This is a genomic window from Pseudomonas syringae pv. tagetis (assembly GCF_022557255.1).
Classification (GTDB): domain Bacteria; phylum Pseudomonadota; class Gammaproteobacteria; order Pseudomonadales; family Pseudomonadaceae; genus Aquipseudomonas; species Aquipseudomonas caricapapayae.
In genome coordinates, this window is record NZ_CP092923.1 from 358,446 (window position 1) to 375,922 (window position 17,477).

The window sequence follows — 17,477 nt, forward strand, 5'->3', positions numbered from 1 at the left end:
GATGCAATAAAAAACCCCTGCAGCGATGCAGGGGTTTTTTTTATGTCTGGAGTTGAGATTATCGTTCCTCACTCTCCATGTGACGCTCAGCGTCACATGCCTGCGCAGTGCTATCAGAACAAGTCGATCGGCGCTGATTCGTCTGCTGGCAGCGGGCTGCCTGGTGCGCTGCCGCCCAGTTCGTTGACGCTTGGCGGTGTGTCTTCGCTTTTGAACAGCTCGAAGAACGCGTTGGGCGTGCTCGGGGTGGCCGCACGACCGCTCAGAGGGTCGACGCGCAGGCTGAGAATGCCTGGCGGTTCTGCCTGCTGATGAGGTGGCTTGTCTTTCAGTGCAGCGCTCATGTAATCCATCCAGATCGGCAGCGACACCGTACCGCCAAATTCATGACGGCCAAGGCTTTCAGGCTGATCAAAACCGCTCCAGACCGTTGTCACGTAGTCCGCGTTATAGCCGGAGAACCACGCATCCTTGGAGTCGTTGGTCGTACCGGTCTTGCCGGCGATATCCGGCCTGTTCATAGCCAGTGCGCGGCGTCCGGTGCCGCGCTTGATCACATCCTGCAGCATGCTGTTCAGAATGTAGGTCGTGCGGCCATCGACAATGCGCTCTGCAACGGCTGGCGCTTGCGGCTGGGCCGGTGTTCCCGGTGGGCCTGCGACCACGCTCGGGCTGTCGTGCACGGCAAAGGTCGACGTATTGGGTGCCGTGTTGACGTCGTTGGCCGGAACGCTTGGCGGGTTCGCGACAAACAGGGTCTGGCCGTCACGGTTCTCGATGGTCTGGATCAGATAGGGACTGACCTTGTAACCGCCATTGGCAAAGGTCGCCCAGCCGGTGGCAATCTCCATCGGGGTCAGCGTTGCAGTGCCCAGAGCCAGCGACAGATTGCGTGGCAGGTCCTGTTTGGAGAAGCCGAAGCGGGTGATGTAGTCGATGGTGGTGTCGATGCCAAGTGCCTGCAGCAGGCGGATAGACACCAGGTTGCGTGACTTGTACAGCGCTTCGCGCAGGCGGATCGGCCCCAGGAAGGTATTGGTGTCATTTTTCGGACGCCATACCTTGTCCAGGTACTCGTCGACGAACACGATAGGTGCATCGTTTACCAGACTGGAAGCGGTATAGCCGTTATCAAGGGCAGCGCTGTAAATGAATGGCTTGAAGCTGGAACCCGGTTGACGTTTCGCCTGCATGGCCCGGTTGTAGTTGCTTTGCTCGAAAGCGAAGCCGCCGACCAGTGCGCGAATGGCACCATTTTGCGGGTCAAGCGAAACCAGTGCACTCTGCGCGACGGGAATTTGACTGAATTTCAGCGAGCCGTCGTCCTGGCGCAACAGGCGAACCAGATCGCCGACATGTGCAACATCACCGGGTTGCTTAGGATTGGCGCCCAGGCTATTGGTATTCAGATAAGGCCGCGCCCATTTCATGGTGGACCAGTCGACGGTTTCTTCTTTCTCGCCGTTGCGGGTCAGAACGCGCAAGCCGGTCTTGTCGACCTGAGTCACGATGCCGGGCTCAAGGCCGTTGATCATGCGCTGTCTGGTCAGCTCTTGTGTCCAGTTGGCGCGGGTCATGCCCGGGAAGCGGCTTTCCGGGCCACGATAGCCGTGGCGCTGGTCGTAATCGATCAGGCCCTGCTGGATGGACTTGTTGGCGTGCTCCTGGAGGTCGCTCGGCACGGTGGTCGTGACGCGGAAGCCTTCTGTGTAGGCCTCGCTGCCATAACGGCCGACCATTTCCGCACGTGCCATTTCAGCAATGTACGGCGCGTTCACTTCCGGCGTCGGTACGTGATAACTGGCATTGAGCGGTTCGTTCAAGGCGGCCTGGTAAGCGCTCTGGTCGATCTTGCCCAGGCGGTACATGCGGCCGAGGATCCAGTCGCGGCGCTCCTTGGCACGGGTCGGGTTGGCCAGCGGGTTGAAGCGGGACGGTGCCTTTGGCAGACCGGCAATCATGGCCATTTGCGCAAGGCTTACATCGCGAATCGATTTGCCATAGTAGACTTGCGCCGCCGCTTCGATTCCGTAGGCGCGGTTACCCAGATAAATCTTGTTTACATACAGCTCGAGAATCTCGTCCTTGGTAAGTTGGCGCTCGATTTGCAAGGCCAGAAGAATCTCGGTGGTTTTGCGCGAAAAGCTTCTTTCGCTGGTCAGGAAAAAGTTTTTCGCAACCTGCATGGTGATGGTACTGCCGCCTGACTGAATATGGCCGCTCTTTACCAGTTGCGTAGCGGCGCGCATCAGGCTACTCGGATCGACGCCGTAGTGGTTGGCGAAGTTGTCGTCCTCGGCCGATAGCAGGGCGTTGATGAAATTGGGCGGGATTTCCGCGAAGCGAATGGGTGTCCGGCGCATTTCGCCGAACTCAGCAATCAGCTTGCCGTCGCTGCTGAATACGCGAAGGGGGATTTGCAGTTGAATGCTTCGCAGCGCTTCAACCGATGGCAAGGTCGGGCTCAGGTAAAGAAACGCGCCGCTCAGGCCAAGCAACAGCGAGCAGAATACCGCGACGAGGGACCACCAGAAAAACTTCAGCAGGCGTATCAAGGCTTTTGGATTTCCAGAAAAAATAATGGGTTAAGCGCAGGCATTTACAAATGAACACGCCTTGAAGCTTTGTTAAACGAAAAAAACGCTGGGCATTATAAGCATTTTTCGTCCCCAAGCGTGATTTGCGCTACTGTCAAGGCTGTCGACAGTGACGTTGACCCGAAATAACTCCGTAAGTGACGGAAACTCATAGGAATCAGGTTGTGTTCGAACTCTTCAGTAAGAAGGCCAACACCCTTCTAGGGATCGATATTAGCTCCACCTCGGTAAAACTCCTGGAATTGAGTCGTTCCGGCACCCGTTACAAGGTCGAGTCTTACGCAGTCGAGCCATTGCCGGCCAACGCCGTCGTCGAAAAGAATATTGCCGAACTCGAAGGGGTTGGCCAGGCGCTTTCTCGCGTGCTGGCCAAGGCCAAGACCAGCGTCAAGATTGTGGCGGTCGCCGTAGCCGGTTCTGCCGTGATCACCAAGACAATCGAGATGGACGCCGGTCTTTCCGATGACGACATGGAAAACCAGCTCAAGCTTGAAGCTGACCAGTACATCCCTTACCCGCTCGAAGAGGTCGCCATCGATTTCGAAGTGCAGGGCTATTCGGTGCGCAATCCCGAACGCGTCGAAGTGTTGCTGGCTGCCTGCCGCAAGGAGAACGTCGAGGTGCGTGAGGCGGCACTGGCGCTGGCCGGGCTGACCGCGCGGGTGGTGGATGTCGAGGCCTATGCCCTTGAGCGTTCGTTCGGTCTGCTGGCTGCGCAACTGGGCAACGGTCACGACGAGCTTACCGTTGCCGTGGTCGATATCGGCGCCACCATGACCACCCTGAGCGTGCTGCACCATGGCCGGATCATTTATACCCGCGAGCAGTTGTTCGGTGGTCGCCAACTGACGGACGAAATCCAGCGTCGCTACGGGCTTTCCATGGAAGAAGCCGGGCTCGCCAAGAAGCAGGGCGGGCTGCCCGACGATTATGTGAGCGAGGTCCTGGACCCGTTCAAGGACGCGCTGGTGCAGCAGGTTTCCCGTTCCCTGCAGTTCTTCTTTGCGGCCGGTCAATACAACTCTGTGGATCACATCATGCTGGCAGGCGGCACGGCTTCGATTTCAGGGCTGGAACACTTGATTCAGCGACGTATCGGCACCCCGACCATGGTTGCCAACCCGTTTGCCGACATGGCCTTGAGCTCCAAGGTCAATGCCGGGGCCCTGGCCAGTGACGCACCCGCCTTGATGATCGCGTGCGGTCTGGCGTTGAGGAGCTTCGACTGATGGCGCGGATCAACTTATTACCGTGGCGCGAAGAACTTCGTGAAGAACGTAAAAAGCGTTTCCTGACCGCGCTGGTCGGCGTACTGGTGGTGTCCGTCGGGATTCTGTTTCTGATCGATCGCTATGTCAGCAACGCGATAGAGCATCAGATGGCGCGTAATGCGTTTCTGCAAACGCAGATCGCCCAGCTGGATATCCGCATCAAGGAGATCAGCGACCTGAAGGCGCGTCGCAAACAGCTGCTCGAGCGGATGAAGATCATCCAGGACCTGCAAGGCAACCGCCCGATCACGGGGCGCGTATTCGATCAACTGGCGCGCACCTTGCCGGATGGCGTCTATTACTCGCAGGTCAAAATGACCGACAAGCTGATTGCCATCAACGGTGCTGCCGAATCGAACAACCGGGTTTCCGACCTGATGCGCAACCTCGAAGCGTCTGACTGGCTGGAGGCACCGAGCCTGACCGAGGTGAAGGCCACGACTGCCGGTGCCGTGGATCAGGCCAACGTCTTTCAACTTACGGTGCGACAGACCCAGCCACCGGTTGCCGCAGCTGCGCCCGCAGGAGCCAAGCCATGAATATGTCCGAATGGCTGGAAGGGCTTCGCAAGGTTGACCTGAGCGAGCTTGACCTGAACAACCTCGGTTCCTGGCCTGCAGCGGTCAAGGCCATTGCCGGTGTGCTGGTCGCGGTGCTGATTTTCGCGCTGGGCTACTTCTTCTTTATTCAGGATCTGGAAACCCAGCTGGAAACGGCCCAAAGCAGTGAGGTGACGCTCAAGGAGCAGTTTTCCAACAAGGCTTTTCAGGCGGCCAACCTGGAGCCTTACAAGAAACAGATGGAAGAAATGGAAAACACCTTCGGTGCCCTGTTGCGGCAATTGCCCAGCGATACCGAGGTGCCTGGCCTGCTCGAAGACATCACCCGCACTGGTCTGGGCAGCGGGCTTGAGTTCGAGGAAATCAAGCTGTTGCCCGAGGCGGTCCAGCAGTTCTACATCGAGCTGCCGATACAGATCACTGTGGTCGGTGGCTACCACGACCTGGCGACCTTCGTCAGCGGCGTTGCCAGCCTGCCGCGCATCGTCACGCTGCATGATTTCGAGATCAAGCCGGTCGATCCGAAGGTGCCGACCAAGTTGCGCATGAGCATTCTGGCCAAGACCTACCGCTACAACGATGAAGGGTTGAAGAAATGAGGGCGGCGCGATTGCTGTGCGTCAGTGTGGTTCTGACAGGGCTGGCCGGGTGCGGTAATGACAATGATTTTGCCGATCTGACTGCGTTCATGGATCAGGCCCGAGCGCGCCCGAGCGGTACTATCGAGGCCCTGCCGAAGTTTCGACCGTATGAGGCCTTCACATATAACGCGTCCACGCTGCGCAGTCCGTTTCAGCCGCCGGTAAAAATCGATCTTCTCAACCGCCAGAGGGGCTCGCGGCTGGTGGCACCGGACGAACACCGCGTTAGGCAGTTTCTTGAAGGGTTCAATATCGAGTCGTTCGAGATGGTCGGCACGATCGGCAACGAGTCAGGGACATTTGCCCTGTTGCGCGGGGCGGGAGGCGTTCATCGCGTCAAGGTCGGGGATTACCTGGGTCGTAACAACGGCCGGGTAGTGTCAATCGGTGATGCGCAGGTGGACGTCATTGAAATTGTTCCTGATGGAGAGGGGGCATGGCTGGAAAGGCCACGCACTATCGCCCTCAAAGAACGCTCATGAAGTGGGCAAGGCCAAGTATGCACAGTAGCGCTCAACGGAAATTGATCATGACCCGGATTTTCTCGATTATCGGCGTGTCGTTATGCATCGCGATGCTGTCGCCGGTTCTCCAGGCTGCCAACCTCAAGACCCTGGATGTCGCCGCCCTGCCGGGTGATCGCATCGAGCTCAAGCTGGCATTCGACGCGCCGGTGCCTGCGCCGCGCGGCTATACCACGGCGCAACCGGCGCGTATCGCGCTGGACCTGCCGGGTGTGACCAGTCAGCTGGCGACCAAAAGCCGTGACCTGGGCACCGGCAATGCACGCAGCGTGGTCGTGGTGCAGGCCCAGGACCGCACGCGGGTCATCATCAACCTGACCACGCTCTCGCCTTACAGCTCCCGTGTCGACGGCAACAACCTGTACGTGGTTATCGGCCAGGGTGCCGCCGCTGCGCAGGCTTCCCAGCCAACCACCGCGATGGGCGCGCAGCGCGTAGCGGTGCCGCCACCGACGCCGGCATCTGCCAGACCGTTTATTCCCGCAGGTGCCAGAGCCATCAGAAATGTCGACTTCCAGCGCGGCGAGCTGGGTGAAGGCAATGTGGTCATAGACCTGAGCAATCCCAGCATCGCTCCGGACATTCAGGAGCAGGGCGGCAAGATTCGTGTGGACTTCGCCAAAACCCAACTGCCCGAGCCGCTGCGCGTCCGTCTGGACGTCAAGGACTTCGCCACGCCGGTGCAGTTTGTCAGTGCCTCGGCTTCGGGCGACAAGGCCAGTATTCTGATCGAACCTTCGGGTGCCTTCGATTACTCGGCGTTTCAGACCGAAAACAAGCTGACCATCAGTGTGCGTCCGTTGACCAACGAAGACCTGGACCGCCGCGCCGCCGACAAGCCGGTGTACACCGGTGAAAAGCTGTCACTGAACTTCCAGGACATCGACGTGCGTTCGGTACTGCAGTTGATTGCCGACTTCACTAACCTCAATCTGGTTGCCAGCGATACTGTTCAGGGCGGCATCACCCTGCGTCTGCAGAATGTGCCGTGGGATCAGGCACTGGACCTGGTGCTGAAAACCAAAGGGCTGGACAAGCGCAAGGTCGGCAGCGTTCTGCTGGTCGCGCCTGCCGATGAAATTGCCGCCCGTGAGCGTCAGGAGCTTGAGTCGCTCAAGCAGATCGCCGAGCTGGCACCCCTGCGTCGTGAGCTGCTGCAGGTCAATTACGCCAAGGCTGCCGACATTGCCAAGCTTTTCCAGTCGGTGACCAGTGCCGAGTCCAAGACCGACGAACGCGGCTCGATCACGGTAGACGACCGGACCAACAACATCATTGCCTATCAGACCCAGGAGCGGCTCGACGAACTGCGCCGTATCGTGTCGCAACTGGACATTCCTGTGCGCCAGGTGATGATCGAGGCGCGTATCGTCGAGGCCAATGTCGATTACAACAAGCAGCTGGGTGTTCGCTGGGGCGGCTCGACCAACACCAGCGGCAATAGAAAGTGGACAACCTACGGTCTGGACAATAACGGCGATGAGGCTGGCAACACCGGCAGCAACGTGACGTCCAACGTGCCGTTCGTCGACCTCGGCGCCTCTGGCGCGACCTCCGGGATTGGTCTTGGCTTCGTGACCAACAACACGTTGCTGGACCTGGAACTGAGCGCTATGGAGAAAACCGGCAACGGTGAAATCGTCTCGCAGCCCAAGGTCGTTACCTCCGACAAGGAGACCGCCAAGATCCTCAAGGGCACGGAAATTCCGTATCAGGAATCCAGCTCCAGTGGCGCAACGACGGTGAGCTTCAAGGAGGCTTCACTGTCGCTTGAAGTCACACCGCAGATCACTCCCGATAATCGCATCATCATGGAAGTGAAGGTCACCAAGGACGAGCCGGACTACCTGAATGCGGTGCTGGGTGTGCCGCCCATCAAGAAAAACGAGGTCAACGCCAAGGTGCTGATTTCCGATGGCGAAACCATCGTCATCGGTGGTGTGTTCTCGAATACGCAAAGTAAAGTTGTCGATAAAGTGCCATTTCTTGGCGATGTACCGTATCTTGGCCGGCTTTTCAGGCGTGATGTGGTATCCGAGTCCAAATCCGAGCTGTTGGTATTTCTGACTCCGCGTATCATGAACAACCAGGCGATTTCTGTGAGTCGTTGATTTTGTGCGAAATTTAATACTTGTGGGGCCGATGGGTGCTGGCAAGAGCACCATCGGCCGCTTGCTTGCCAAAGAGTTGCGACTGCCGTTCAAGGATTCCGACAAGGAAATCGAGCTGCGTACGGGTGCCAATATTCCCTGGATCTTCGACAAGGAAGGCGAGCCGGGTTTTCGTGATCGCGAGCAGGCCATGATTGCCGAGCTGTGCGACGCCGATGGCGTGGTTCTGGCGACCGGTGGCGGTGCGGTCATGCGCAGCGAAAATCGTCAGGCGCTGCGCTCGGGAGGCCGAGTCGTGTATTTGCACGCTTCGATCGAGCAACAGGTCGGACGCACCGCACGTGATCGCAATCGCCCGCTGTTGCGTACCGCCGATCCGGCCCGTGTCTTGAGTGAGTTGCTGGCGATCCGTGACCCGCTGTACCGGGAAATAGCCGACGTGGTGATTGAAACCGATGAGCGGCCACCCCGAATGGTGGTTCTCGAGATACTGGCGCGACTGGCAGAGCTTCCCCCCCGTTAAAGCGCAGGCGAAAATGCGCTATTCTCGTCGACCAGCAAAACAGTGACGGCGCATGGCCTTGGGTCATGACCTGCCGAAGCACAAACCGTCCAATCGGTAATCAATGTGGGGATACATGCAGACACTTAAGGTCGAGCTTGGTGAGCGTAGCTACCCGATCCATATTGGCGAAGGCCTGCTGGATCAGCCTGAGCTCCTGACTCCGCATATCGTCGGGCGTCAGGTGGCCATCGTCTCCAACACGACAGTGGCACCGCTGTATCTGGAGCGTCTGACCCGGACCCTGGCCGGCTACAACGTTCTGCCGATCGTTCTGCCCGATGGCGAGGCGTTCAAAAACTGGGAAACCCTGCAAACCGTCTTCGATGGCCTGCTGACCGCTCGTCACGATCGTCGCACCACAGTCATTGCGCTGGGAGGTGGTGTGATCGGCGATATGGCCGGGTTCGCTGCCGCATGCTATCAACGCGGTGTGAATTTTATCCAGATCCCGACCACGCTGCTGTCCCAGGTGGACTCGTCGGTCGGCGGCAAGACCGGCATCAATCATCCGCTGGGCAAGAACATGGTAGGTGCTTTCTATCAGCCGAGCGTCGTGCTGATCGATACCACGTCGCTCAATACCCTGCCCGAGCGTGAACTGTCCGCCGGGCTGGCAGAGGTCATCAAGTACGGCCTGATCTGCGATGAACCGTTCCTGACCTGGCTCGAAGAACATGTCGACGCGCTGCGCGGGCTGGATCAGGCTGCGCTGACCGTAGCCATCGAACGCTCCTGTGCGGCCAAGGCGCTGGTCGTCGGGGCCGACGAGCGTGAGTCCGGTGTTCGTGCGACATTGAACCTGGGTCACACATTCGGTCACGCCATCGAGACGCATATGGGCTATGGTGTCTGGCTGCATGGCGAGGCGGTAGCTGCCGGTACGGTCATGGCGCTGGAAATGTCCTCGCGTCTGGGCTGGATCAGCACGCAGGAGCGGGATCGCGGTATTCGCCTGTTTCAGCGTGCCGGGCTGCCGGTCGTGCCACCGCAGGACATGACGGAAGACAATTTCCTCGAACACATGGCGATCGACAAGAAAGTCATCGACGGTCGCCTGCGTCTGGTGCTGTTGCGCCGGCTGGGTGAAGCGGTTATCACGGACGATTATCCAAAAGAAGTATTACAGGCCACCCTGGTTGCGGACTATCGCGCCCTGGTGGATCAGCTTAGAGGTTAACGGAAAACCCATGACTAGTTTGCATGCCGACGAGGCCTTCCTCGGCCATTACCAGTTGAGTCATGACCCCTTTGCGGCGCGGGTACCTGGCTTCAAATTCTTCCCTGCCCAGCGCAAGCCTGTGCTGGGTCAGCTTCATCATCTGGCGCGCTACAGCCAGCTGTTGCTGGCAGTTACCGGGCCACAGGGCAGCGGCAAGACCCTGCTGCGCCAGGCGCTGGTGGCCAGCACCAACAAACAGTCGGTGCAAAGTGTCGTGATTTCTGCGCGCGGTGCAGGCGACGCTGCAGGTGTGCTGCAACAGGTCGCTGAGGCGCTGAGCGTCGCTCAGGCTGAAATGCAATCGATCCTTTCGCAGGTCGTGCAGTTGGGGCTGACGGGCCAGGAAGTCTACCTGCTGGTTGACGATGCGGAACAACTTGGCGATTCGGCGCTCGAAGCGTTGCTGGGTCTTGCTGCGGGAACGCCTGAAGGGCGTCCGCATGTGTTCCTGTTCGGAGAGCCCTCGCTGCTCGATCGTCTCGATCAGATGTGTGCCGACCTGCAGGGCGATGTCGAAGGCGAACGCTTTCACGTCATCGAGCTGCAACCCTACACGGAAGAGGAAACCCGGGAGTATCTGGCTCAGCGTCTGGAGGGTGCAGGGCAAGGAATCGCGTTGTTTACTGCCGACCAGATTACCGATATTCATGAACAGTCCGATGGCTGGCCTGGGGCAATCAACCAGGTAGCCCGCGATTCAATGATCGAGGCGATGATCGCGAGTCGTTCCGCGGTCAAGCGTCCAAGTGTGGGGTTCAACATGCCGAAAAAACACGTATTGGCCTTGGGTGCCGTCGTCATAGTGGCCGTGGCAGCAGCAGTGCTGATCCCGGGTCGCGGTGACAAGACGGGCACGCCTGCCAATGCTCCTGCTTCTGCTCAGGCGCAATTGCCACTGGGCGAGGGCAAGCCAACTGCTCAGCAATCGAACAACGGTAGCCCGGCCATCGAGTTTGCGGGCAACTCCCAGCCCATGCCGTTGCCGATGAATGGCAACTCGCAGCCGGTGATGCGCGGTCCGCTGGCCGAAGCCGCCGCGTCGAGTGATAGCGACGAAGACGCGGTGCCGACAGGTTCGCCTGCCCAGCCGCCGACCGTGACGACCACTGCGCCGCCGGCGGGTGTTCCCGCAGGTCAGGCCGCTGCTCAGACACCGCGCTCGTCTATTCCTGCGCCAACACCTGCACCCGCGCCAGCCGCAAAACCGGCACCCGCACCTGCACAGGTCGCCACCGCCAAGCCTGCTCCGGCTCCGGCTGCCAAACCTGCAGAAAAACCCGCTGCTGCGGCCGCCAAACCGGCAGCCGGTAGCAACTGGTACAGCAGTCAGGCACCGGGCCATTATGTGGTCCAGATTCTGGGCACCAGCTCCGAAGCCACCGCTCAGGCCTACATCGCAGAGCAGGGTGGTGAGTACCGTTATTTCAAGAAAACCCTGCAGGGCAAGCCGTTGTACGTCATCACGTACGGCAACTTTCCTGACCGTGCTGCCGCCCTGGCAGCCATCAAGGTATTGCCAGCCAAGGTCCAGGCTGGTAAACCTTGGCCTCGTACTGTCGCCAGCGTCCAACAAGAGCTCGGCGCCACTCGTTGAAGTCGCAACGGCCCTATCCGGGCCGTCCGCCGACACACCTGACTTAACCCGCCCGGTGCGCCGCCTGATTGGCGCGCACCTTGCGGCGTCTGCGTTACAAACGCCTTACAGTCTCCCGTCGCGTCAGTCAGATACTTGAAGAAATGCTTTGACTAGCACAGCGACCCGCTTTAAAACTTTCATAATTGCGACATTGATTATCAGCCAGTCGTCGTTAAATTTGTGAGCCCTTGTGTCGCTGTGTACAATGACCTCCGTTTTGCCTGTCCGAAGCTGGCGTACGTTCGGCGTGACGGGTAATTGGTTGAATTAAAAGGAAATTTGCCTCGCATAGAGGCAGCCTGGTGAGAAAGTGTCTATGAAAGCAGGTCTGTACCAACCAGATGAATTCAAGGATAACTGCGGCTTTGGCCTCATCGCTCATATGCAGGGCGAGCCCAGTCATCACCTGTTGCAGACGGCCGTTCAGGCCCTGACCTGCATGACCCACCGTGGCGGTATCAACGCCGACGGCAAGACCGGTGACGGTTGCGGTCTGTTGATTCAGAAGCCTGACGGCTTCCTGCGCGCAATCGCCAAGAATCACTTCGGCGTCGATCTGCCCCGCCAGTACGCTGTGGGTATGGTGTTCCTCAATCAGGACGACGCCAAGGCCGACGCTGCACGCGAAAACATGAATCGCGAAATCCTGGCCGAGGGTCTGGATCTGGTCGGCTGGCGTCAGGTGCCGATCGATACCAGTGTTCTGGGTCGCCTGGCATTGGAGCGCCTGCCGAAAATCGAGCAGGTATACATTGGCGGTGAAGGCCTGAGCGATCAGGAATTTGCCATCAAGCTGTTCAGTGCGCGCCGCCGTTCGTCGGTATCCAATGCAGCGGATACCGATCATTACATCTGCAGCTTTTCGCACAAGACCATCATTTATAAAGGCCTGATGATGCCGGCCGATCTCACGGCCTTCTTCCCGGACCTTAGCGACGAGCGTCTGCAGACCGCCATCTGCGTGTTCCACCAGCGCTTTTCGACCAATACCCTGCCGAAATGGCCGCTGGCGCAGCCGTTCCGTTTTCTTGCCCACAACGGCGAGATCAACACCATCACCGGCAACCGCAACTGGGCTCAGGCGCGCCGCACCAAGTTCACCAACGACCTGATGGATCTGGACGAGCTGGGCCCGCTGGTCAACCGCGTGGGCTCCGACTCGTCGAGCATGGACAACATGCTCGAGTTGATGGTGACCGGTGGCATCGACCTGTTCCGTGGCGTGCGCATGATCATTCCGCCTGCGTGGCAGAACGTCGAGACCATGGACCCTGATCTGCGGGCGTTCTACGAATACAACTCCATGCACATGGAGCCATGGGATGGTCCGGCCGGTATCGTGATGACCGAAGGTCGCCATGCCGTCTGCCTGCTCGACCGCAACGGCTTGCGCCCGGCGCGCTGGGTCACCACTAAAAACGGTTACATCACCCTGGCGTCGGAGATCGGCGTGTGGGACTACAAGCCTGAAGACGTCATTGCCAAGGGCCGTGTCGGCCCTGGGCAGATCTTTGCCGTGGACACTGAAACCGGCCAGATCCTCGACACCGATGCCATCGATAACCGCCTCAAGTCGCGCCATCCTTACAAGCAATGGCTGCGCAAGAACGCCCTGCGCATTCAGGCCACCATGGAAGACAACGATCATGGTTCGGCTTTTTACGACAGCGAGCAGCTCAAGCAGTACATGAAGATGTATCAGGTCACGTTCGAAGAGCGCGATCAGGTGCTGCGTCCGCTGGGCGAGCAGGGCCAGGAAGCCGTGGGCTCGATGGGCGACGACACGCCAATGGCCGTGCTGTCGCGCCGGGTGCGCTCGCCTTATGATTATTTCCGCCAGCAGTTCGCGCAGGTGACCAACCCGCCGATCGACCCGCTGCGCGAAGCCATTGTCATGTCGCTGGAAATCTGCCTCGGTGCCGAGCGCAATATCTTCCAGGAGTCGCCAGAGCACGCGTCACGCGTGATTCTCAGTTCGCCGGTCATTTCGCCGGCCAAATGGCGTTCGCTGATGAACCTGGAACGTCCGGGGTTCGAACGCCATATCATTGACCTGAACTACGACGAAAGCCTCGGTCTTGAAGCTGCGGTGCGCAGCGTCGCCGATCAGGCCGAAGAGGCAGTGCGCGCCGGTCGTACCCTGATCGTACTGAGCGACCGACACATTGCACCGGGCAAACTGCCGGTTCACGCTTCGCTGGCAGTCGGCGCGGTTCACCACCGTCTGACCGAGCAGGGGCTGCGTTGCGACAGTAACATCCTGGTCGAAACGGCGACGGCGCGTGACCCGCACCATTTCGCTGTATTGATCGGCTTCGGCGCGTCGGCGGTTTATCCGTTCCTGGCCTACGAAGTGCTGGGCGACCTGATCCGTACCGGCGAAGTGCTGGGTGATCTTTACGAAGTCTTCAAGAACTACCGCAAAGGCATCACCAAAGGCTTGCTCAAGATCTTGTCGAAGATGGGTATCTCGACCGTTGCGTCTTACCGCGGTGCGCAGTTGTTCGAAGCCATCGGCTTGTCCGAAGAAGTCTGCGATACCAGTTTCCGCGGTGTACCGAGTCGTCTGAAAGGCGCGCGCTTCGTCGATATCGAAGCCGAGCAGAAGGCCCTGGCTGCCGAAGCCTGGAGCACGCGCAAGCCAATCCAGCAAGGCGGCCTGCTCAAGTTTGTGTTTGGTGGCGAATACCACGCTTACAACCCGGACGTGGTCAGCACCCTGCAGGCTGCCGTGCAGCAGGGCGACTACAGCAAGTTCAAGGAATACACCTCGCTGGTGGATCAGCGTCCGGTGTCGATGATTCGCGACCTGCTGCAGGTCAAGACACTTGATCAGCCGTTGAATATCGACGAGATCGAGCCGCTGAGCGAAATCCTCAAGCGCTTCGACTCGGCCGGCATTTCTCTGGGCGCCTTGTCGCCGGAGGCTCATGAAGCGCTGGCCGAGGCGATGAACCGTCTGGGTGCGCGCTCCAACTCCGGTGAGGGCGGCGAAGACCCTGCGCGCTACGGCACCATCCGCAGCTCCAAGATCAAGCAGATCGCTACCGGTCGCTTTGGTGTGACGCCCGAGTACCTGGTTAACGCCGATGTGCTGCAGATCAAGGTTGCGCAGGGTGCCAAGCCGGGCGAGGGCGGGCAACTGCCGGGCGGCAAGGTCAATGGCCTGATTGCCAAGCTGCGCTATGCGGTACCGGGCGTGACGCTGATTTCGCCGCCGCCGCACCATGACATCTATTCCATCGAAGACTTGTCGCAGCTGATTTTTGACCTGAAACAGGTCAATCCGGCGGCGCTGGTTTCGGTCAAGCTGGTGGCAGAAGCCGGCGTCGGCACCATTGCCGCTGGCGTGGCCAAGGCCTATGCCGACCTGATCACCATTTCCGGTTACGACGGCGGCACCGGCGCATCGCCGCTGACCTCGATCAAGTACGCCGGCGCACCGTGGGAACTGGGGCTGGCCGAAACTCACCAGACCCTGCGCGGCAATGACCTGCGCGGTAAGGTCCGGGTGCAGACCGACGGTGGCCTGAAAACCGGTCTGGACGTGATCAAGGCAGCCATTCTGGGTGCTGAAAGCTTCGGCTTCGGCACCGCGCCGATGATCGCGCTGGGCTGTAAATACCTGCGTATCTGCCACCTGAACAACTGCGCCACAGGCGTCGCGACCCAGAACGAGAAGCTGCGCAAGGACCACTACATCGGCACCGTCGACATGGTGATCAACTTCTTCACCTACGTGGCTGAGGAAACCCGCGAGTGGCTGGCCAGACTGGGTGTTCGCTCGCTGGAAGAACTGATCGGCCGTACCGACCTGCTGGACATCCTGCCCGGCGAAACCGAGAAGCAGCAGCATCTGGACCTGACACCACTGCTGGGCAGCGACCATATTCCGGCCGACAAGCCTCAGTTCAGCCTGGTGGATCGCAATCCGCCGTTCGACAAGGGGCTGCTGGCCGAGCAGATGGTGGAGATGGCCAAGCCGGCCATCGAATCCCTCAGCGGCGGTGAGTATGAGCTGGACATCTGTAACTGCGACCGTTCCATCGGTGCACGGATTTCCGGTGAAATCGCCCGCTTGCACGGCAATCAGGGCATGAACAAGGCACCGATCACTTTCCGCTTCAAAGGCACTGCCGGGCAGAGCTTCGGCGTCTGGAACGCCGGTGGCCTGAACATGTACCTGGAAGGCGATGCCAACGACTACGTCGGCAAGGGCATGACCGCTGGCAAGCTGGTGATCGTGCCGCCCAAGGGCAGTCCGTTCAAGACCAACGAAAGCGCCATTATCGGTAACACCTGCCTGTACGGCGCAACCGGCGGCAAGCTGTTTGCGGCGGGCACAGCAGGTGAGCGTTTCGCGGTGCGTAACTCCGGTGCCCACACCGTCGTGGAAGGCACTGGCGACCACTGCTGTGAATACATGACCGGCGGTTTCGTCTGCGTACTGGGCAAGACCGGCTACAACTTCGGTTCCGGCATGACCGGCGGTTTCGCCTACGTGCTCGATCAGGACAACACCTTCGTTGACCTCGTCAACCATGAGCTGGTCGAGATCCAGCGCATCAGCGGCGAATCGATGGAGGCCTACCGCACTCACCTGCAAAGCGTCCTGAATGAATATGTCGCGGAAACCGACAGCGAATGGGGCCGCAATCTTGCGGAAAACCTGGACGATTACCTGCGTCGTTTCTGGTTGGTCAAGCCCAAGGCGGCCAACCTGAAATCGCTGCTCTCCAGTACCCGGGCGAATCCGCAATAAAAGCAGCTGCTCGCGGTCAGCTTCAAGCCGCAAGCCAACGGCAGTGCGCGAATTGCCTGCGATCATGATTTCTTGCAGCTTCAAGCCAGTCGCTTGAAGCTGCCGTAAAGAGGCTCCAGAGAATGGCTGAACGTCTCAGTAACGACTTCCAGTTCATCGACGTCGGACGTAAAGACCCGAAGAAGAAACTGCTGCGTCAACGCAAGAAAGAATTCGTGGAGATCTACGAACCTTTCAAGCCCCAGCAGTCCGCCGATCAGGCGCACCGCTGCCTGGGTTGCGGCAACCCGTATTGCGAGTGGAAGTGCCCGGTGCACAACTTCATTCCCAACTGGCTCAAGCTGGTCGCCGAGGGCAATATCCTCGCGGCGGCGGAATTGTCTCACCAGACCAATACCCTGCCGGAAGTCTGCGGCCGCGTGTGCCCGCAGGATCGTCTGTGTGAAGGTGCCTGCACACTGAACGACGGTTTTGGTGCCGTCACCATCGGCTCGGTCGAGAAGTACATCACCGATACTGCGTTTGCGATGGGCTGGCGTCCGGACATGTCCAGAGTCGTGCCGACCGGCAAACGCGTTGCAATCATCGGTGCAGGGCCTGCGGGCCTGGGCTGCGCCGACGTGCTGGTGCGTGGCGGCGTGACACCGGTGGTGTTCGACAAGAACCCGGAAATCGGCGGTCTGCTGACGTTCGGTATCCCGGAATTCAAACTGGAAAAATCCGTGCTGAGCCATCGGCGTGAAGTGTTTACCGGCATGGGCATCGAGTTCCGGCTCAATACCGAAGTCGGCAAGGACGTCACCATCGATCAACTGCTCGAAGAGTACGATGCCGTTTTCATGGGCATGGGCACCTACACCTACATGAAAGGCGGTTTTGCCGGTGAAGACCTGCCTGGTGTGCACGATGCGCTCGACTTCCTGATTGCCAACGTCAACCGCAACCTGGGCTTTGAAAAGGCGCCGGAAGACTTTGTCGACATGAAAGGCAAGCGGGTCGTGGTTCTGGGCGGTGGCGACACGGCGATGGACTGCAACCGCACGTCGATCCGGCAGGGTGCCAAGTCAGTGACGTGCGCCTATCGCCGTGACGAAGAAAACATGCCGGGTTCGCGCAAGGAAGTGAAAAACGCCAAGGAAGAAGGCGTTAAGTTCCTTTACAACCGTCAGCCTATCGCCATCGTGGGCGATGGCAAGGTCGAAGGGGTCAAGGTCGTCGAGACGCGTCTCGGTGAGCCTGATGCCCGAGGTCGTCGCAGTCCCGAGCCGATTCCGGGTTCCGAAGAGATCATCCCGGCAGATGCCGTGGTCATCGCCTTCGGCTTCCGCCCCAGCCCGGCAGCGTGGTTCGAGCAGTTCACGATCAGCACCGACAGCCAGGGCCGTGTCGTGGCACCGGAACAGGCGCAGTACAAGCATCAGACCAGCAACCCGAAAATCTTCGCCGGTGGCGATATGGTTCGCGGTTCCGATCTGGTGGTGACTGCTATCTTCGAAGGCCGCAATGCGGCCGAGGGGATTCTGGATTATCTGGGCGTCTGAGTTTCGCGTTGTCAGAGTACGCCGTTACTGAGGCGTACTCTGACAACAAG

The 17,477-nt window shown here is 59.4% G+C and carries 11 protein-coding genes; 10 read left to right on the forward strand and 1 reads right to left on the reverse strand.

Annotation, left to right across the window (positions count from 1 at the left end):
• Positions 1-113 precede the first annotated feature (113 nt).
• Positions 114-2,552, reverse strand: coding sequence for a penicillin-binding protein 1A (locus MME58_RS01635; RefSeq protein WP_371913042.1), 2,439 nt, complete (start codon positions 2,550-2,552; stop codon positions 114-116).
• Between the two features lie 209 nt (positions 2,553-2,761).
• Here MME58_RS01635 and MME58_RS01640 point away from each other — a divergent pair, with 209 nt between their 5' ends.
• The 10 genes from MME58_RS01640 to MME58_RS01685 all read left to right on the forward strand — a co-directional run bounded on the left by MME58_RS01640 (position 2,762) and on the right by MME58_RS01685 (position 17,427).
• The gene (locus tag MME58_RS01640; protein WP_002551652.1) at positions 2,762-3,826 is read left to right on the forward strand and encodes a pilus assembly protein PilM; all 1,065 of its coding nucleotides are present in this window, start codon (positions 2,762-2,764) and stop codon (positions 3,824-3,826) included.
• Entirely contained in the window at positions 3,826-4,407 is a 582-nt protein-coding gene (locus tag MME58_RS01645) for a PilN domain-containing protein (protein WP_054987980.1), read from the forward strand. The genes MME58_RS01640 and MME58_RS01645 overlap by 1 nt, the downstream gene beginning before the upstream one ends.
• A complete protein-coding gene (gene pilO / locus MME58_RS01650) occupies positions 4,404-5,027 on the forward strand; it encodes a type 4a pilus biogenesis protein PilO (RefSeq protein WP_055004894.1) in 624 nt (207 codons plus the stop codon). The genes MME58_RS01645 and pilO overlap by 4 nt, the downstream gene beginning before the upstream one ends.
• Positions 5,024-5,551, forward strand: a complete 528-nt coding sequence (pilP, locus tag MME58_RS01655; RefSeq protein WP_054987982.1) for a type 4a pilus biogenesis lipoprotein PilP — start codon at positions 5,024-5,026, stop codon at positions 5,549-5,551. Before pilO ends, pilP begins: the two co-directional genes overlap by 4 nt.
• A gap of 47 nt (positions 5,552-5,598) precedes the next feature.
• Positions 5,599-7,704 carry a type IV pilus secretin PilQ gene (locus MME58_RS01660; protein WP_054987983.1) on the forward strand — a complete coding sequence of 702 codons (2,106 nt, stop codon included), beginning with the start codon at positions 5,599-5,601 and terminating at the stop codon, positions 7,702-7,704.
• A gap of 4 nt (positions 7,705-7,708) precedes the next feature.
• A complete protein-coding gene (aroK, locus tag MME58_RS01665; protein WP_054987984.1) occupies positions 7,709-8,227 on the forward strand; it encodes a shikimate kinase AroK in 519 nt (172 codons plus the stop codon).
• A gap of 115 nt (positions 8,228-8,342) precedes the next feature.
• Positions 8,343-9,446 (forward strand): 3-dehydroquinate synthase, encoded by a 1,104-nt coding sequence (gene aroB / locus MME58_RS01670; protein ID WP_054987985.1) that lies wholly within the window; start codon positions 8,343-8,345, stop codon positions 9,444-9,446.
• A gap of 10 nt (positions 9,447-9,456) precedes the next feature.
• Entirely contained in the window at positions 9,457-11,082 is a 1,626-nt protein-coding gene (locus MME58_RS01675; RefSeq protein WP_054987986.1) for an SPOR domain-containing protein, read from the forward strand.
• A 358-nt stretch (positions 11,083-11,440) separates the two neighbouring features.
• Positions 11,441-15,886, forward strand: a complete 4,446-nt coding sequence (gene gltB / locus MME58_RS01680) for a glutamate synthase large subunit (protein ID WP_054987987.1) — start codon at positions 11,441-11,443, stop codon at positions 15,884-15,886.
• Between the two features lie 122 nt (positions 15,887-16,008).
• A complete protein-coding gene (locus MME58_RS01685; protein ID WP_054987988.1) occupies positions 16,009-17,427 on the forward strand; it encodes an FAD-dependent oxidoreductase in 1,419 nt (472 codons plus the stop codon).
• Positions 17,428-17,477 lie beyond the last annotated feature (50 nt).